This is a genomic window from Ruminiclostridium cellobioparum DSM 1351 = ATCC 15832 (genome assembly GCF_000621505.1).
Classification (GTDB): Bacteria; Bacillota; Clostridia; order Acetivibrionales; family DSM-1351; genus Ruminiclostridium; species Ruminiclostridium cellobioparum.
In genome coordinates this window covers 32856-48592 of sequence record NZ_JHYD01000002.1, presented here as the reverse complement: position 1 = coordinate 48592, position 15737 = coordinate 32856, and the positions used below count along the sequence as shown (strand labels likewise).

General features: G+C 40.2%; 28 protein-coding genes. All 28 read right to left on the bottom strand.

Annotation, left to right across the window (positions count from 1 at the left end):
• Nucleotides 1-43: 43 nt before the first annotated feature.
• The 28 genes from T344_RS0102285 to rpsS all read right to left on the bottom strand — a co-directional run bounded on the left by T344_RS0102285 (nt 44) and on the right by rpsS (nt 15724).
• A complete protein-coding gene (locus T344_RS0102285) occupies nt 44-892 on the bottom strand; it encodes an energy-coupling factor transporter ATPase (RefSeq protein WP_027627361.1) in 849 nt (282 codons plus the stop codon).
• Nucleotides 893-1287: 395 nt separating this feature from the next.
• Nucleotides 1288-1812, bottom strand: coding sequence for a bL17 family ribosomal protein (locus T344_RS0102280; RefSeq protein ID WP_004626596.1), 525 nt, complete (start codon nt 1810-1812; stop codon nt 1288-1290).
• 66 nt (nt 1813-1878) lie between these two features.
• The gene (locus T344_RS0102275; RefSeq protein ID WP_004626654.1) at nt 1879-2826 is read right to left on the bottom strand and encodes a DNA-directed RNA polymerase subunit alpha; all 948 of its coding nucleotides are present in this window, start codon (nt 2824-2826) and stop codon (nt 1879-1881) included.
• Between the two features lie 126 nt (nt 2827-2952).
• Nucleotides 2953-3579, bottom strand: coding sequence for a 30S ribosomal protein S4 (rpsD, locus tag T344_RS0102270; RefSeq protein WP_027627360.1), 627 nt, complete (start codon nt 3577-3579; stop codon nt 2953-2955).
• Between the two features lie 27 nt (nt 3580-3606).
• Nucleotides 3607-4011: a 30S ribosomal protein S11 gene (rpsK, locus tag T344_RS0102265; RefSeq protein ID WP_004620814.1), complete on the bottom strand. Its 405-nt coding sequence runs from the start codon at nt 4009-4011 to the stop codon at nt 3607-3609.
• Between the two features lie 21 nt (nt 4012-4032).
• Complete coding sequence (rpsM, locus tag T344_RS0102260) at nt 4033-4401, bottom strand: 30S ribosomal protein S13 (protein WP_004626636.1); 369 nt, start codon at nt 4399-4401, stop codon at nt 4033-4035.
• A 319-nt stretch (nt 4402-4720) separates the two neighbouring features.
• Nucleotides 4721-4834, bottom strand: coding sequence for a 50S ribosomal protein L36 (gene rpmJ / locus T344_RS0102255; protein WP_004626648.1), 114 nt, complete (start codon nt 4832-4834; stop codon nt 4721-4723).
• A 102-nt stretch (nt 4835-4936) separates the two neighbouring features.
• Nucleotides 4937-5155, bottom strand: coding sequence for a translation initiation factor IF-1 (gene infA, locus T344_RS0102250; RefSeq protein ID WP_004626670.1), 219 nt, complete (start codon nt 5153-5155; stop codon nt 4937-4939).
• 92 nt (nt 5156-5247) lie between these two features.
• Complete coding sequence (locus tag T344_RS0102245; RefSeq protein ID WP_027627359.1) at nt 5248-5529, bottom strand: KOW domain-containing RNA-binding protein; 282 nt, start codon at nt 5527-5529, stop codon at nt 5248-5250.
• A 306-nt stretch (nt 5530-5835) separates the two neighbouring features.
• Complete coding sequence (gene map, locus T344_RS0102240; RefSeq protein WP_027627358.1) at nt 5836-6606, bottom strand: type I methionyl aminopeptidase; 771 nt, start codon at nt 6604-6606, stop codon at nt 5836-5838.
• Nucleotides 6607-6610: 4 nt separating this feature from the next.
• Entirely contained in the window at nt 6611-7255 is a 645-nt protein-coding gene (locus T344_RS0102235; RefSeq protein WP_027627357.1) for an adenylate kinase, read from the bottom strand.
• A 174-nt stretch (nt 7256-7429) separates the two neighbouring features.
• The gene (secY, locus tag T344_RS0102230; protein WP_034860545.1) at nt 7430-8722 is read right to left on the bottom strand and encodes a preprotein translocase subunit SecY; all 1293 of its coding nucleotides are present in this window, start codon (nt 8720-8722) and stop codon (nt 7430-7432) included.
• A 1-nt stretch (nt 8723) separates the two neighbouring features.
• A complete protein-coding gene (gene rplO, locus T344_RS0102225) occupies nt 8724-9167 on the bottom strand; it encodes a 50S ribosomal protein L15 (RefSeq protein ID WP_027627355.1) in 444 nt (147 codons plus the stop codon).
• 14 nt (nt 9168-9181) lie between these two features.
• A complete protein-coding gene (gene rpmD, locus T344_RS0102220) occupies nt 9182-9361 on the bottom strand; it encodes a 50S ribosomal protein L30 (protein ID WP_004626575.1) in 180 nt (59 codons plus the stop codon).
• 11 nt (nt 9362-9372) lie between these two features.
• Entirely contained in the window at nt 9373-9876 is a 504-nt protein-coding gene (gene rpsE, locus T344_RS0102215; RefSeq protein ID WP_027627354.1) for a 30S ribosomal protein S5, read from the bottom strand.
• Between the two features lie 18 nt (nt 9877-9894).
• The gene (gene rplR, locus T344_RS0102210; protein WP_027627353.1) at nt 9895-10263 is read right to left on the bottom strand and encodes a 50S ribosomal protein L18; all 369 of its coding nucleotides are present in this window, start codon (nt 10261-10263) and stop codon (nt 9895-9897) included.
• A 17-nt stretch (nt 10264-10280) separates the two neighbouring features.
• Nucleotides 10281-10832, bottom strand: a complete 552-nt coding sequence (gene rplF, locus T344_RS0102205; RefSeq protein ID WP_004626662.1) for a 50S ribosomal protein L6 — start codon at nt 10830-10832, stop codon at nt 10281-10283.
• A 156-nt stretch (nt 10833-10988) separates the two neighbouring features.
• Nucleotides 10989-11387, bottom strand: coding sequence for a 30S ribosomal protein S8 (gene rpsH, locus T344_RS0102200; RefSeq protein WP_004626640.1), 399 nt, complete (start codon nt 11385-11387; stop codon nt 10989-10991).
• A 25-nt stretch (nt 11388-11412) separates the two neighbouring features.
• Nucleotides 11413-11598 (bottom strand): type Z 30S ribosomal protein S14, encoded by a 186-nt coding sequence (locus T344_RS0102195; RefSeq protein WP_004626589.1) that lies wholly within the window; start codon nt 11596-11598, stop codon nt 11413-11415.
• 15 nt (nt 11599-11613) lie between these two features.
• The gene (gene rplE, locus T344_RS0102190; RefSeq protein WP_027627352.1) at nt 11614-12156 is read right to left on the bottom strand and encodes a 50S ribosomal protein L5; all 543 of its coding nucleotides are present in this window, start codon (nt 12154-12156) and stop codon (nt 11614-11616) included.
• A 27-nt stretch (nt 12157-12183) separates the two neighbouring features.
• Nucleotides 12184-12531 (bottom strand): 50S ribosomal protein L24, encoded by a 348-nt coding sequence (gene rplX / locus T344_RS0102185; protein WP_004626679.1) that lies wholly within the window; start codon nt 12529-12531, stop codon nt 12184-12186.
• Between the two features lie 18 nt (nt 12532-12549).
• Nucleotides 12550-12918, bottom strand: coding sequence for a 50S ribosomal protein L14 (gene rplN / locus T344_RS0102180; protein ID WP_027627351.1), 369 nt, complete (start codon nt 12916-12918; stop codon nt 12550-12552).
• 75 nt (nt 12919-12993) lie between these two features.
• Nucleotides 12994-13251, bottom strand: coding sequence for a 30S ribosomal protein S17 (gene rpsQ, locus T344_RS0102175; protein ID WP_004626638.1), 258 nt, complete (start codon nt 13249-13251; stop codon nt 12994-12996).
• A gap of 276 nt (nt 13252-13527) precedes the next feature.
• Nucleotides 13528-13731, bottom strand: a complete 204-nt coding sequence (gene rpmC / locus T344_RS0102170) for a 50S ribosomal protein L29 (protein WP_004626693.1) — start codon at nt 13729-13731, stop codon at nt 13528-13530.
• Complete coding sequence (gene rplP / locus T344_RS0102165) at nt 13721-14158, bottom strand: 50S ribosomal protein L16 (protein WP_004626642.1); 438 nt, start codon at nt 14156-14158, stop codon at nt 13721-13723. The genes rpmC and rplP overlap by 11 nt, the downstream gene beginning before the upstream one ends.
• Complete coding sequence (rpsC, locus tag T344_RS0102160) at nt 14158-14826, bottom strand: 30S ribosomal protein S3 (protein ID WP_004626694.1); 669 nt, start codon at nt 14824-14826, stop codon at nt 14158-14160. Before rpsC ends, rplP begins: the two co-directional genes overlap by 1 nt.
• Before the next feature lie 19 nt (nt 14827-14845).
• Complete coding sequence (gene rplV, locus T344_RS27400; RefSeq protein WP_034860543.1) at nt 14846-15322, bottom strand: 50S ribosomal protein L22; 477 nt, start codon at nt 15320-15322, stop codon at nt 14846-14848.
• 120 nt (nt 15323-15442) lie between these two features.
• The gene (rpsS, locus tag T344_RS0102150; RefSeq protein ID WP_004626594.1) at nt 15443-15724 is read right to left on the bottom strand and encodes a 30S ribosomal protein S19; all 282 of its coding nucleotides are present in this window, start codon (nt 15722-15724) and stop codon (nt 15443-15445) included.
• Nucleotides 15725-15737: the final 13 nt, after the last annotated feature.

Here is a 15737-nt window from a genome sequence, read left to right as displayed (position 1 = left end):
CCGTATAGTACTTCCGTACAAACTTGCCTGAATGGATTGCTTCTTACCTTACCAAAGCCTTTACTATTTCGAATGCTTCGTCCACTGTCAATGGGAGTCTATCAATACTAACACCCTGCTTCTTCAGGTCATACATCAGCTCTGTAACCTGGGGCACGTCCAGTCCAAGGCTTTTGACTTTATCCACATTGCTGAAAACCTCCTGGGGGGTACCGTCCAGAACAATTTCACCATGATCGATGACAATCAGTCTGTCTGCCATTGCAGCTTCGTCCATATGGTGTGTTATATGAATAATCGTTATATTCTCTTCCCTGTTCAGCTTCCTGAGGACCTTGATTACTTCTCTGCGACCCACAGGATCAAGCATTGAAGTAGCTTCATCCAGTATAATGCACTCAGGCTTCATAGCCAGAATACCTGCAATAGCCACCCTCTGTTTCTGTCCTCCCGACAGCAGGTGAGGAGCATTCCGCTTGAATTGACTGATTCCCACTGTCTCCAGTGCTTCATCAACCCTTTTTCTTATCTCAGAGGGCTCAACACCCAGATTTTCAGGACCGAAAGCTACATCTTCCTCCACCGTTGTTGCAATTATCTGGTTGTCCGGGTTTTGAAATACCATACCTGCCGTACTCCTGATATCCCAGACGTTATCTTCATTGGAGGTATCTTTACCCGCTACGAGTACAATTCCTTTTTTGGGGACTAAAAGAGCATTCAGAAGTCTGGAAAATGTAGATTTGCCTGAACCGTTCCTACCCAGAATGACAACAAAATCCCCTTTATCTATTTTTGCTGAAACATTTTCCAGCGCTGGGACCTCTACAGGCACTTCGCCGTAAGAACTATATGCAAAACTCACTTCCTGAACATCAAAAAATATACTCATGCAACCCTCCATTATTCTTATGCATATTACAATTAATTGCTTAACATAAACTCGTTGTGCCAATTGATTTAATTTTTGCTTTACCTGTGTAATTTTTATATCAACTGGTAACTTCCGTACTAACTTCATAAAATAAGAATGCACCCAAAACAATTACACAAATTGTATCGCCTCACTTAAAGAGGTTTTACCGTCGCTCAAACTGCAATATTCCAAATGATTAATACGCGTAAAATTCGTATCTGATGCAAAACCTCACCTAGCAATTTCATGGCGAGAGAGTTCATACACAAAACCTTATACAAATATAGGGATCAAACATGCCGGCACCATTTGCTGCCAGCGTGTCCAATCCCCAATATCATAATATTTTGGTTTAATTATTTATACCGGAATTATACTAACTCAAGGATAACCATTTCAGCGGCATCGCCTCTTCTTGGTCCAAGCTTGTATATTCTTGTATAACCACCGTTCTTGCCCTTGTACTTCGGAGCAATCTCATCAAAAAGCTTATCTGTGACATTTACGTTCTCTCCGTCAGCAGTTGACGGTCTGTAAACCCAATTCATTATAAGTCTTCTTGCATGAAGTCTTGATGGACTGTCCACAGAAACCATGTCGGTCTTCTCTTCCCTGTCGATAACCAAATACTTGTTACCATTCTTGGAAGTCTTGGAATCAGTGAGCTTCTTACCCTTGGCATCAACCTTGGCCGAACTGATCTTTACCTGCTTTGAAGTAAAGTTGTCTGCTTCCTTGATCGCTATAGTGATAAGTTTTTCTGCAATATTTTTAACTTCTTTAGCTCTCGCTTCAGTAGTTTCAATTCTTCCGCTTACAAATAAAGCTGTTGTAAGATTTCTTAAAATTGCCTTTCTCTGGTCAGTCGCACGCCCTAACTTTCTTTGACCTGGCATTACCTATCCCTCCTTACCCGATGTTTTACTTAATAACTCATGTATAGTAAATACTGATATATCCGTTTATTCTTCACTTGGAGCCAATACCAGCCCAAGTGCCTGCAGTTTCTGAAGAACTTCCTCAAGAGATTTTCTACCGAGATTTCTTACCTTCATCATATCCTCTTCGGTTTTGTTGGTAAGATCTTCAACAGTATTGATACCGGCTCTCTTTAAACAATTGTAGGATCTGACTGAGAGATCCAGTTCTTCAATTGTCATTTCAAGAACCTTTTCCTTTTTGGTTTCTTCTTTTTCTACCATTATTTCAGTGTGCTTAGCCTGATCTGACAGATCAACAAACAGATTCAAATGCTCGCTTAATATCTTTGCGCCAAGGCTTATTGCCTCGTCGGGATTGATGCTGCCATCAGTCCACACTTCCAGAGTAAGCTTGTCATAGTCTGTTATTTGACCAACACGGGTGTTTTCAACAGTGTAGTTTACCTTTTTGACAGGAGTATAAATCGAGTCAACAGGCACCACACCTATGGGCTGTCCCGGCTGCTTATTCTTTTCAGCCGATACGTATCCTCTGCCCTTGCTGATTACAAGTTCCATATAGAATCTGTGGTCACCGTTTAATGTTGCAATATGGAGCTCGGGATTTAATATCTCAACATCCTGATCGGTTATGATATCACCAGCGGTGATAGGTCCTTCACCATTTGCATCAATATAAATAACTTTTGATCCTTCACCGTGCATCTTTAAAGAAAGAGACTTGATATTAAGTATTATCTCTGTTACATCCTCTACTACACCAGGAACAGTGGAGAATTCATGCAATACTCCATCTATCTTGATTGAATTAACAGCCGCACCCGGTAAAGATGAAAGCAATATTCTTCTCAATGAATTACCGAGTGTAATACCATAGCCTCTTTCCAAAGGCTCAATTATAAACTTGCCGTACGTGTTGTCATCGCTATTAGCTACACATTCAATTCTAGGCTTTTCTATTTCTATCACCAAAAACCCTCCCTTAACAACTTTTTATTTTTTGAGGGCAACTGATTCTAACATACATTATCATAGAGATTATTATATTAAATAATCCTTTCAGTTGCTTCCAAGTGAATTTTATTTTACTTATTATTACTTGGAGTACAACTCTACGATCAAGTGTTCCTTGATTGGTAAATCTATATCTTCTCTGGCAGGAAGAGCGGCAACTTTTCCTGTAAAGTTTTCAGCATCATATTCAAGCCACTTTGGAACTACCTTGCCACCTGTGATATCACCGATAGCTTTGACTTTTTCTGAACTTCTGCTCTTCGGAGCAAGTGCTATAACATCTCCAACCTTCAAGAGGTAGGAAGGAATGTTTACACGCTTGCCGTTTACTGTAAAGTGACCATGAGTTACCAACTGTCTTGATTCTGGTCTTGAAGTACCGAGACCCAGTCTGTAAACTACATTGTCAAGTCTTGTTTCAAGTATTTGCAACAAGTTTTCACCTGTAATTCCTTTACGTCTGGCAGCCATTTCAAAGTATTCACTGAACTGGCCTTCCAATACGCCATAAAATCTTCTAACCTTTTGCTTCTCACGAAGCTGTATACCATATTCAGACATTTTTTTCTTTGCCTGTCCATGTTGTCCGGGAGCATATGCCCTTCTTGCTATGGAACATTTATCAGTATAGCATCTCTCACCCTTCAAAAAGAGCTTTTCGCCCTCTCTGCGGCAAAGTCTGCAAACTGCTTCAGTATATCTTGCCATCTAAATTTACACCTCCATAATAATCAATTATACTCTTCTACGCTTAGGCGGTCTGCAGCCATTATGAGGAATTGGTGTAACATCCTTTATAAGGCTCACTTCCAAACCAGCAGCCTGCAATGCTCTGATTGCTGCTTCTCTACCTGCTCCAGGTCCCTTTACGTATACTTCAACAGTCTTCAGTCCATGTTCCATTGCAGCTTTAGCAGCTGTTTCGGCCGCCATCTGAGCAGCAAATGGAGTGCTCTTTCTTGAGCCTCTGAAACCCAACCCGCCTGCACTTGCCCATGAAAGCGCATTACCGGCAGTATCTGTCAAGGTAACAATTGTATTATTAAAAGATGAACGGATATGAGCAGCTCCACGTTCAATATTTTTACGTTCTCTTCTTTTTCTGGTAGTCCTTTTAGCACCAGCAGTCTTTGTTGCCATGTGTTCGCAAACCTCCTTTAACTATTTCTTTTTACCGCTAACGGTCTTTGAAGGGCCTTTTCTAGTCCTTGCGTTAGTCTTTGTACGTTGACCTCTAACCGGAAGACCCATTCTGTGTCTTCTTCCTCTGTAGCATCCGATTTCAATAAGACGCTTGATGTTCAACGCTACTTCTCTTCTAAGATCACCTTCAACCTTATATTCTCTGTCAATGGTTTCTCTGAGTTTGCTGATTTCGTCGTCAGTAAGATCTCTTACTCTTGTGTCGGGGTTGATGCCAGTCTTAACGAGAATTTCGTTTGACTTGGATCTTCCGATTCCAAAAATGTAAGTGAGACCAATTTCTACCCTTTTTTCTCTGGGCAAATCTACTCCGGCAATACGTGCCATACTTTTCCTACACCTCCAAATAATTTCTCATAAACTTATTCTTGTAAAAGGCCATCAGACCTTTTTGGCGCAACTTACGTCAATAACACATTGAACGCAGTCTCGCGCAACTCGTGCTAATTCTCCACCGCAGGATGCAGATGTAATAAATATTGCCATTCCCCTAGGCATCTTAATCCACGCGATATCGTCAAATATTTAAAATATCATCAAGAATAACAAAGAATTGGGATGATTCAAATGAATTTGAAAAATTCTATGTTCAGCCGCTTCTTGTTGAGATTTTACGAAAGTAATAATAATTTTGGGTTATTAATTATTAACCCTGTTTCTGTTTGTGCTTTGGATTTTCGCAGATGATCATAACTCTGCCTTTTCTTCTAATGATCTTGCATTTTTCACATATAGTCTTAACTGATGGTTTAACTTTCATTGCTATAGCCTCCTTATAGTAACAAACAAATTAGCTTAATTATTTTAATTGATTTATATTTAATAATACCACTCCCATACAGCAAGCCGGCAGAGGTATGTATTATTTTGCTCTCCAAGTAATCCTTCCTCTGGTAAGGTCGTATGGGGATAATTCAATTGTCACCTTATCACCGGGAAGTATCCTGATAAAGTTCATCCTAAGTTTTCCTGAAATATGAGCCAAAACCTTATGTCCATTTTCAAGTTCTACCTGGAACATAGCATTTGGTAATGCTTCAACAACTGTTCCTTCCACTTCAATAACGTCGTCTTTTGCCAAACTAGCACCTCCTCCAGAGCTTTTCAATCAAATATCACTTGATATTCAATCAATTGGATTTATATATTAATTAGCTGCTTTTCAACTGATAATCATTCTTTGACCGCCTCGGCTGCTTTTGTCTCGGCAAGCGCCTTTCTGATCTCAGCATTTGTAATTTTTATGCCCGAATTGAGCTTTTGTGATATTGACTCAATAATTGCTGCAGTAATATTTAGATGTTTAATCTTCTTTTTTTTCGGATTTTCATACCGTCTGAGATCACCATCACTGACAAATACATATTTGTCATCAATAATCCCGCTCACAATAAAAATCCTGCCTTCGTCCCGCCCTGCTTTTGAATAAACAACCTGTCCCAGTATTATATTCATGCTAACCTCCATGTCATAAAAAGGAACCGGCGACACAAAATGAAATTAAAATCATAAAAATCACTTACATGTTCGTAAAACCGCCAAAAAGCTGCCGGCGGCCTTTTGCCACGCGAGGGGCAAACATGTCGCTCCCAAAACGTCTTACTCGCGTTATACAAGCCCTGTCACCTCTACGCATAAAATTTACACTATCAACTGCACTGATCAAAGCAAAACTTCAACATGCATTTGACATTGGTGAAACCAAATATAAATTATACAGGAAAACTATAATAATAACAATACATTTATTTAAAAAACTTTTTAAAACTTTGTTAAAATTAGTGGTCCATTTTCTGTAATTGCTACCGTATTTTCATAATGAGCTGAAAGTGACCCGTCGGAGGTCACCACCGTCCAGCTGTTATCCAAAACTCTGACACTGTAGGTGCCTTCATTTATCATAGGCTCTACGGCAATGGTCATTCCGCTTTCCAGCTTTGCTCCTCTGCGTTTTGTAACGTAGTTTGGAATTTCGGGCAACTCATGCAGCTCTCTTCCAATACCGTGCCCCACAAAATCTCTTACAACAGAAAAACCTTTACTCTCGGCATGACTCTGTATTGCTTCGGAAATATCCCGGATGTGTTTGCCCACTTCCATTTGCTTCAGACCTTCAAAGAAGCTCTGTCTCGTTTCGGTTATCAGCCGCTGCGCTTCACCGGATATTTTTCCCACCCCGTAGGTTCTGGCGGCATCGGCATGATAGCCGTTCAGGTAAACACCAACATCTATGCTAATAATATCGCCATCTTTTAAACGATTTAAACTGCTTGGGATTCCGTGAACAACTTCCTCATTGACAGAAGTGCAAATACTGGCCGGAAACGGCACTACACCGGGTATGCCCGGCTCGTATCCCTTAAAGGACGGAATTGCATTGTACTTCCTGATATTTTCATATGCTATCCTGTCCAGTTCCTTTGTTGTGACACCGGGAGCAATATTCTTTTTTAGCAGCTGAAGGGTCTCATAAAGAACCTCTCCAGCTTTTCTCATCTTATCTATTTCTGCCTGCGATTTTATTGTAAACATAATTTTAAATTCCTAAAGCCCTGAATACTCTTGCAGTTGTCTGTTCTACCTCATCGGCACCGTCGGCAACCTTGAGCTTTCCGGCCTTTTCATAGTAGCTTATAAGCGGCTGGGTCTGCTTGTGATAGGTCTCAAGCCTGCTCAGCACTGTTTCTGCAGCATCATCAGCCCTTTGAATAACAGGTGTGCTGCATACGTCACAAATCCCTTCAACCTTTGTAGGATTAAAAATAACATGATAGGATGCACCGCAGTTTGGACAGGTACGTCTTCCGGACATTCTTTCTATAATATCCGCATCCTTTACATTGATTAATAATGTAGCATCAAGTTCAATGTTCATAGAATCAAGAACTTTGTCAAGATACTCTGCCTGTGGAATCGTCCTGGGGAAACCATCAAGAATGAATCCTTTTTCACAGTCGGGACTGGCAAGCCTGTCTTTAACTATTTCTACAGTGAGTTCATCGGGAACAAGCTGCCCTTTATCCATATATTCCTTTGCCTTGATTCCAAGAGGTGTATTTCCCTTGATATTCGCTCTGAAAATATCTCCGGTCGATATATGTGGTATGGATAATTTTTCAGATATTGTTTTAGCTTGAGTTCCCTTACCTGCACCAGGAGCTCCTAATAGTACGATTTTCATATTATCTACCTCCCAAGCCATTCTTCTACATGGCTCTCTTCCATTCTACCTGCTTATAGGACGCGCCTTAAGCATACCCTTTAATAAAATCATATGAATTTAAAGTAAGGGTTTATGACGTATCATAAACCCCAAACTTTTTATATTATCTATTTAAGCTTATATGAATGATGCTTATTCAAGAAAGCCCTTGTAATGTCTCATAAGCATCTGTGACTCAATCTGTCTTACAGTATCAAGTGCAACACCTACAAGGATCAAAACGCTTGTTCCTGCAAACCATACCCCCTGTACTCCGGTGATCCATACGATTACATATGGGAATATGGAGATAAGGGCAAGGAATAATGCACCAAACCATGTAATTCTGTTTAATACCTTTTGGATGTAATCCGATGTGGGCTTACCAGGTCTGATACCAGGTATAAATCCACCGTTCTTCTTCATGTTGTTGGCAAGTTCAATAGGATTGAACTGTACATAAGTGTAGAAGAAGGTAAATCCGATAATCAGTAAAGCATAAAGTATGGAATAAGTCCAATGTGACTGCCAGTTCTTCATGAATCCGATAAAACCTGTATTAGTACTTGGAGCTGCAAATGCAAATAAAGTTGATGGAAGTGACATTATTGACATTGCAAAGATTATAGGAATAACACCTGCCCAGTTTACCTTGATCGGCAAGTGAGTGCTCTGTCCTCCATAAACCTTTCTGCCAACAACCCTTTTAGCATACTGTACCGGAATTCTGCGCTCTGCCTGATTAACAAAAACAACACATGCTATTATTGCAACAAACACAAGTAAAATTCCAATTATACTAAGTATTCCAACAAAGTCATTTCCAAGCTTTCCAGCCTGATAGTTCATGATAAGGTAATTCAAGCCTTTTGGACCGGCAGATACGATACCTGCAAAAATCAGCATTGAAATACCATTACCAATACCATACTCGGTGATCTGTTCACCAAGCCACATCAAAAATGCAGTTCCGGCAGTAAGTGTGAATGTAACTGTGATGAAGGTCATAACGTTAAGTCCCGAAATAATTGCGCCTCTTAAACTAACAGCTATTGCTGTCGCCTGTACAAACGCCAGTATAACCGTAGCATATCTGATCCATTGGCCGATTTTCTTTCTGCCTTCCTCACCCTCTTTTGAGAGCTGTTCCAGCTTCGGAATGGCTATGGTCAAAAGCTGCATTATGATGGATGCATTGATGTACGGTGTAATACTCATAGCAAATATTGTCGCAGATTTGAATGAGCCTCCGCCAACCACATCCAGGAAATTAAACAGCTGTCCGCCTTTTTCTATAAGGCTGGCAAAGTAAGTAGGATCAAGTCCGGGAACCGGAATTCTGGATCCTAATCTAAATATCAGGAGCAGACCTATTGTTATCAAGAGTTTTCTTTTTAAATCAGGAATTTTCCAGGAATTCTTAAGTGTATCCAACATACCACTCACGTTATACCACCTCGACCTTTCCTCCCGCAGCTTCTATCTTAGCAGTAGCTGTCTTCGTAAATTTAGCCGCCTGAACTGTTAACTTTTTAGTTAACTCACCATTACCTAAAATAGCTACTCCATCAATAATCTTTTTGGCAAGGCCGGATGATTTAAGCAACTCCTGGGTTACAACAGTACCATCTTCGAAAATGTTCAATGCAGATACATTAACTTCTGTGTACTTGTCAGCAAACTCATAGTTGTTAAATCCTCTTTTAGGTAATCTCATATATAATGGCATCTGACCACCTTCGAAACCAGGTCTAACACCACCACCTGCACGGGCATTTTGGCCTTTGTGACCTTTGCCGGCAGTTTTACCGTTACCAGTACCTATACCTCTACCTTTTCTGTTAGGCAGTTTCTTTGATCCAGGAGCAGGCTGTAATTCAAATAATTTCATTGACTACACCTCCCTTATATTTCTTCTACACAAACAAGATGTGAAACTTTTCTGATCATACCTCTGATTTGTGGGTTATCATTGTGCTCAACTGAAGTACCGATTTTGCCCAGGCCAAGAGCTTTAACTGTAGCTGCCTGGCTTTCAACGGCCTTATTTATGCTCTTCTTCAGAGTTATTTTTAACTTAGCCATTAATGTCCCCCCTAACCCAGAATCTCTTCTGCAGTTTTTCCGCGAAGTCTAGCAACCTCTTCAGCGGTCTTTAACTGAGCAAGACCCTCTATAGTTGCATTAACCATGTTGATAGGGTTGTTTGAACCCAATGACTTCGTTCTGATATCACGTATTCCTGCCAGCTCCAGCACGGCTCTAACAGGACCGCCGGCGATAACACCAGTACCTTGTCCTGCCGGTTTGAGCAATACTTTACCTGCTCCGAATACTCCTGTTGCCTCGTGTGGTATTGTTGTTTCCACCAATGGAACCTTTATCAGGTTTTTCTTGGCATCTTCAATACCTTTGCGGATAGCTTCAGGTATTTCAGCAGCTTTTCCCATTCCGCTTCCAACATAACCGTTTTCGTCCCCAACTACTACCAAAGCGCTGAAACGAAAGTTTCTACCACCTTTAACAACCTTTGTAACACGACCTATATTAACGACTTTCTCTTTTAGTTCTCCCAAAGTGTTGGCATCAATTCGTTGCAATGTATTCCCCTCCTTCTCTTAGAAATCCAAGCCTGCTTCTCTAGCAGCATCTGCAAGCTCTTTAACTCTACCGTGATAGATATAACCGCCTCTATCAAATACAACCTGCTTTATACCCTTTTCAATAGCCTTTGCAGCTATTAATTTTCCAACTTCTTTAGCTGCTTCCTTGTTTCCACTGTTAGCAACCTTACCTTTTAATGCAGCATCAAGGGTTGAAGCGGATACAAGAGTATTGCCGGTTGAATCATCAATAATCTGAACATAAATGTTTTTTAAACTTCTAAAAACGTTCAGTCTGGGACGTTCTTGAGTTCCAGCGACTTTTTTACGTACTCTTACGTGCTTTCTAAGTCTTATATCGTTCCTATTTGGTTTCTTAATCATTTACTCTCATCTCCTTTCTACTTTTTACCCTTGCCACCGGTCTTACCTTCTTTACGTCTGATTACTTCATTTTCGTATTTGATACCTTTACCCTTATAAGGCTCAGGTGGTCTCTTTTCACGAATCTTTGCAGCAACCTCTCCGACAACCTGCTTGTCTATTCCCTTAACAATGATCTTGTTAGGTGCAGGTACTTCAGTAGTTATTCCTTCGGGATCATCCATTTCAACAGGATGTGAATATCCCAATGTCAATACCAACTTCTTACCCTGCTTCTGTGCTCTGTATCCAACACCGTTGATATCGAGAGCCTTCTGGTATCCGTTTGTTACACCTTCAACCATATTGTTTACAAGTGTTCTGGTTAAACCATGAAGTGACTTGTGCATTTTTAAATCAGAAGGTCTTTCAACTGTTATTTGTTCACCTTCCACTTTGATGATCATATCTTTGTGGAACTGTTTTGTTAAAGTTCCTTTTGATCCTTTTACTGTCAACACATTGTCGCCGCCCAGCTTGACATCTACTCCCTTGGGAACAGCTATCGGCAACTTACCTATTCTTGACATGTCGTAACCTCCAGTTCTTAAAATTATGAGCGAACCAAGCGCCCTTTTCAGACCTTTTACCGCCACCTAAAGGTGGCACTTTGAAAAAACCTGTCAGCCTTAGCGAAAAAACCGATAGGTTTTTTCCAAGTGTTTTATCGAAGATAAAACACTTTTTTACCAAACGAATGCCAGTACTTCTCCGCCTACGCCTTCAGTTCTAGCTTTCTTATCAGTCATGATTCCCTTTGATGTTGAGATTATAGCTACCCCGAGACCGCCCAATACCTTAGGAAGCTCTTCCTTACCGGCATATACTCTCAAACCGGGCTTGCTTATTCTCTTGATTCCGGTTATAACGTTCTGCTTGTTTCCAGTGTACTTCAAGCTGACTCTTATAACACCTTGCTTACCATCGTTTATTTCTTCAAAACTCTTAATATAACCTTCTTCCAGCAATATAGTTGCTATGGACCTCTTAAGGTTGGAAGCGGGTATATCAACTGATTCATGTTTAGCAGAACCTGCATTTCTAATTCTGGTTAACATATCAGCGATTGCATCAGTGATTTGCATATGTTTAACCTCCTTCCAAAGTCTATTACCAGCTTGCTTTCTTAACGCCAGGTATTTGTCCCTTGTACGCTAACTGTCTAAAGCACAAACGGCAAATTCCGAATTTTCTAATGTATGCATGTGGTCTTCCACATATTTTACATCTGTTGTAGCCCCTAGTACTAAACTTAGGAGTACGCTGCTGCTTTATTATCATAGCTTTCTTTGCCATGCCTTCAATCCCTCCTTAGTTCTGGCTGAATGGCATACCAAGTAATTTCAGGAGCTCTTTAGCCTCTTCATCACTTTTAGCCGTAGTTACAAAAACTATATCCATACCTCTCAGCTTGTCAATCTTGTCATATTCGATTTCAGGGAATATCAACTGATCCTTGACACCCAGGGAGTAGTTTCCTCTGCCGTCAAATGAGTTGTTGGATACGCCTCTGAAGTCTCTTACTCTTGGAAGGGCTACATTAAAGAGTTTATCAACGAATTCATACATTCTTTCGCCTCTTAATGTTACCTTACAACCGATATTCATTCCCTGTCTCAATTTAAATGCCGCTACTGATTTCTTAGCTTTTGTAACAATAGGCCTTTGTCCAGTAATCAGCGTCATATCGCTAACTGCAGAATCCATAGCTTTTGGATTGTCTTTGACTTCTCCAACTCCCATGTTAAGAACGACTTTTTCAATCTTAGGAATCTGCATGTTGCTGCTATATTTAAACTTTGCATGCAAAGCAGGAGCTGCTTCTTTTAAATATTTTTCTTTCAACCTTGCCATCCACAATACCTCCTTTCAGTCAAGCTTTTATACTTCTTTCTTTTCTAGGATAACATCAATTATTTCGTCACACTTTTTGCAAGTTCTAGCCTTCTGTCCATTATCAAGAATCTTCCTGGCCACCTTTGTAGGCTTGCCACATTTGTCACAAACCAGCATAACGTTTGAACCGTTAACAGGTGATTCCTGATGTATGATTCCACCCTGCTGATATCTGCCTCTTGGTTTTTTGTGCTTTGTTGACATATTTACGCCTTCAACAAGTACTTGATTAGTAGAAGGATTTACGCTTAATACCTTGCCCTTCTTGCCTTTATCTTTACCTGAAAGCACAAGAACCGTATCTTCCTTTTTTACATGAACTTTGTTTGCCAAATTAAGCCGCCTCCTTCCTTACAATACTTCTGGTGCAAGAGAAAGAATCTTCATGAAATCTTTATCTCTCAATTCTCTCGCAACAGGTCCAAATATACGAGTACCTCTTGGGTTCTTATCTTCTTTTATAATTACTGCAGCGTTTTCATCGAATTTGATGTAAGAACCGTCTGGTCTTCTTACGCCTTTCCTGGAGCGTACGATAACGCACTTTACTACGTCACCTTTCTTTACAACACCGCCGGGTGTTGCATTTTTAACAGAAGCTACTACTATATCTCCAATATTAGCATACTTTCTCCAAGAACCGCCAAGAACCTTTATACACATAAGTTCTTTAGCTCCAGTGTTATCAGCTACTTTCATTCTAGACTGGACTTGAATCATACTGGTACCTCCTTCCAATAATTCTGCACAGGTCTATGCCCGCCAATTGAATTTTTCTTTGATACGGCAGCCAAATTATTGTGCCTTTTCAACGATTTCAACAAGTCTCCATCTCTTTTCTTTGCTCAATGGTCTTGTTTCCATAACCTTTACTTTGTCGCCTATCTGACACACATTTTCTTCATCATGTGCCTTAAGCTTGTAAGTTCTCTTTACTATTTTTCCGTATAACGGATGCTTTACACTAGTTTCTATAGCAACAACAATAGTTTTGTCCATCTTATTGCTGACAACCTTGCCAACTCTAGTCTTTCTTAACGCTCTTTCAACCAAGTGGAATTACCTCCTTTTCGAATACTCTACACCAACCTTCATCACATACTTGTACGGTGTGACTACTATGAAGTCCACAATGTTTACACTTGTGATTAACTCTTGAAAAGGCACGTCAGTGACTTTTCACTGTGTGAAGCCCTCAGTGCCAGCACTTTCAACTCACTCTTTAAAAAGCACTTTAATGGCTTTTCACATGTTAAGTTATTGATGTACTCACTGGTGTTTCTTCACATTTTTATGGTTAAGGTCTTTCATAGCTTAGAGTAAATGCTATCACTTTTCAGCTCCGCTAAGCTCTTTTTCCCTTATTACGGTCTTTACCTTAGCTATGGATTTTTTAACATCCTTCAGCTTCATTGGGTTTTCAAGCTGATTTGTAGCAAGCTGAAATCTAAGCTTAAAGAGTTCAGACTTTAAATCGCCCAATTCCTTGTTTAACTCAACTATATCCTTTTCTCTGATTTCACTAGCTTTCATTTGCTTCACCACCCATTTCTGTCTCGCGGGTTACGAATTTACATTTTACAGGAAGCTTGTGCATAGCGAGTCTTAATGCCTCTCTAGCAGTCTCCTCCGGTACTCCCGCAATTTCAAATAATACTCTTCCCGGCTTAACTACAGCTACCCAGTACTCAGGTGAACCTTTACCGCTACCCATACGAGTTTCAGCAGGCTTCTTTGTTACCGGCTTATCTGGGAATATCTTTATCCAAACTTTACCGCCACGCTTGATAAAACGAGTCATCGCTATTCTGGCAGCTTCAATCTGGTTGCTTGTGATCCAAGCGGGCTCGGTGGCTTGAATACCGAATTCACCGTTGCTGACTACGTTACCTCTTGTAGCCTTACCGGTCATTCTGCCTCTGTGAACCCTTCTACGTTTTACTCTTTTGGGCATTAACATTACTTAACTCCTCCTTCCGCTTTTTTTTCTCTTTTAACAGCTGGAAGAACTTCTCCTTTATATATCCATACCTTTACACCGATCTTGCCATAGGTTGTATCTGCTTCAGCAAATCCATAATCTATGTCAGCACGAAGTGTCTGAAGTGGAATAGTTCCTTCATGATAGTGCTCTGTTCTTGCGATTTCAGCACCGCCAAGTCTGCCTGCGCATGAAGTCTTTATACCCTTTGCTCCAAGCTTCATGGTTCTTGACATTGCCTGCTTCATAGCTCTTCTGAACGAAATACGCTTTTCAAGCTGGGAAGCTATGTTTTCTGCAACAAGCTGAGCATCCATTTCAGGAGTTTTGATCTCAGTAATGTTGATCAGAACACTTTTACCTGTCATTTTTTCAACTTCTTTTCTAAGCTCTTCAATACCCTGGCCGCCCTTGCCGATAACAAGACCTGGCTTGGCAGTATTTACATTGATTTTAACCTTGTTTGCCGCACGGTCTATTTCAATTCTTGATATGCCGGAGATATAGAGTTTCTTTTTGATAAACTTTCTTATCTGGACATCTTCAACAAGATAACTGCTGAAAGTCTTGTCATTAGCGTACCACTTTGTATCCCAATCTTTTATTATTCCAATTCTCAATCCATGTGGATTAACTTTCTGGCCCATCATCCAACCTCCTTCTCGCTTATTGTCTTTCCTTAACAACCAATGTTATATGACTGGTTCTTTTTTGAATTTTGAATGCTCTACCCTGTGCACGTGGCATTATTCTCTTCAATGTAGGTCCCTGGGTTGCAAATGCTTCTGCAACAAACAGTTCATCATGATTCAAACCGTTATTGTTTACAGCGTTTGCTTCTGCTGATTTAAGAAGCTTGTACAAAACTTCTGATGCAGCCTTAGGAGTGAACTTGAGAACACCATAAGCCTCATCGATACCTTTGTTCTTAATTAAATCCAGCACTATTTTAACTTTTCTTGAGGAAATACGTGCATATTTTAATACCGCTCTACCTTCGTCCTTACCAACTCCGAGAACTTTTCTTTCCTTCTTGGTAAGAAGTGCAGGCTTATTTGACTTTCTATGCTTTGCATTTTGTTCAGCTAAAATCTGATCTTTATTTTTTAATAGCTCCTCTTTGGACAATACCTTTTTCTCCAACTGAATAGCCTCCTTTCAGTTTTTAATTCTAAACTTAACCTTCAGTCATGAGGAATTTCGAAGAAATTCTTCGTAAGTTATAAGCAACTTGCGTGCAATTCTGCTTTTAAATTGCATTTTTTATCTTAAAGAAGTTGACTTCTCATTTCCACTGTGTCCCTTATATGTTCTTGTTGGTGCGAATTCACCAAGCTTGTGGCCAACCATTTCTTCTGTTATATAAACCGGAACATGCTTCTTTCCGTCATGAACAGCAATTGTATGTCCGACCATCTGAGGGAATATGGTTGAAGCTCTTGACCAAGTTTTGATAACCTTTTTGTCATTGACCTTATTCATTTCTTCAATCTTCTTGAGCAATGAATCAAGCACGTAAGGCCCTTTTTTTACTGATCTACTCATTATTCTTAAATCC

What these genes read in the sequence shown, in the direction of transcription:
- T344_RS0102285 (WP_027627361.1), bottom strand. Translation starts at nt 892, where the DNA reads ATGAGTATATTTTTTGATGTTCAGGAAGTGAGTTTTGCATATAGTTCT.
- rplO (WP_027627355.1), bottom strand. Translation starts at nt 9,167, where the DNA reads ATGAAATTATTTGAATTACAGCCTGCTCCTGGATCAAAGAAACTGCCT.
- rpsH (WP_004626640.1), bottom strand. Translation starts at nt 11,387, where the DNA reads ATGCAAATCACTGATGCAATCGCTGATATGTTAACCAGAATTAGAAAT.
- T344_RS0102195 (WP_004626589.1), bottom strand. Translation starts at nt 11,598, where the DNA reads ATGGCAAAGAAAGCTATGATAATAAAGCAGCAGCGTACTCCTAAGTTT.
- rpmJ (WP_004626648.1), bottom strand. Translation starts at nt 4,834, where the DNA reads ATGAAAGTTAAACCATCAGTTAAGACTATATGTGAAAAATGCAAGATC.
- rplR (WP_027627353.1), bottom strand. Translation starts at nt 10,263, where the DNA reads ATGATTAAGAAACCAAATAGGAACGATATAAGACTTAGAAAGCACGTA.
- rpsS (WP_004626594.1), bottom strand. Translation starts at nt 15,724, where the DNA reads ATGAGTAGATCAGTAAAAAAAGGGCCTTACGTGCTTGATTCATTGCTC.
- map (WP_027627358.1), bottom strand. Translation starts at nt 6,606, where the DNA reads ATGTTTACAATAAAATCGCAGGCAGAAATAGATAAGATGAGAAAAGCT.
- rpsK (WP_004620814.1), bottom strand. Translation starts at nt 4,011, where the DNA reads ATGGCAACAAAGACTGCTGGTGCTAAAAGGACTACCAGAAAAAGAAGA.
- rpmC (WP_004626693.1), bottom strand. Translation starts at nt 13,731, where the DNA reads ATGAAAGCTAGTGAAATCAGAGAAAAGGATATAGTTGAGTTAAACAAG.
- T344_RS0102280 (WP_004626596.1), bottom strand. Translation starts at nt 1,812, where the DNA reads ATGCCAGGTCAAAGAAAGTTAGGGCGTGCGACTGACCAGAGAAAGGCA.
- T344_RS0102235 (WP_027627357.1), bottom strand. Translation starts at nt 7,255, where the DNA reads ATGAAAATCGTACTATTAGGAGCTCCTGGTGCAGGTAAGGGAACTCAA.
- rpsD (WP_027627360.1), bottom strand. Translation starts at nt 3,579, where the DNA reads ATGGCAAGATATACTGAAGCAGTTTGCAGACTTTGCCGCAGAGAGGGC.
- rplF (WP_004626662.1), bottom strand. Translation starts at nt 10,832, where the DNA reads ATGTCAAGAATAGGTAAGTTGCCGATAGCTGTTCCCAAGGGAGTAGAT.
- rpsC (WP_004626694.1), bottom strand. Translation starts at nt 14,826, where the DNA reads ATGGGCCAGAAAGTTAATCCACATGGATTGAGAATTGGAATAATAAAA.
- T344_RS0102245 (WP_027627359.1), bottom strand. Translation starts at nt 5,529, where the DNA reads ATGAATATAATACTGGGACAGGTTGTTTATTCAAAAGCAGGGCGGGAC.
- rplE (WP_027627352.1), bottom strand. Translation starts at nt 12,156, where the DNA reads ATGGCAAGGTTGAAAGAAAAATATTTAAAAGAAGCAGCTCCTGCTTTG.
- rpsM (WP_004626636.1), bottom strand. Translation starts at nt 4,401, where the DNA reads ATGGCACGTATTGCCGGAGTAGATTTGCCCAGAGAAAAAAGGGTAGAA.
- rplN (WP_027627351.1), bottom strand. Translation starts at nt 12,918, where the DNA reads ATGATTCAAGTCCAGTCTAGAATGAAAGTAGCTGATAACACTGGAGCT.
- rplP (WP_004626642.1), bottom strand. Translation starts at nt 14,158, where the DNA reads ATGTTAATGCCCAAAAGAGTAAAACGTAGAAGGGTTCACAGAGGCAGA.
- rpmD (WP_004626575.1), bottom strand. Translation starts at nt 9,361, where the DNA reads ATGGCTAAGTTAAAAATAACTCTGAAGAAGAGCATAAATAAGGCCGTT.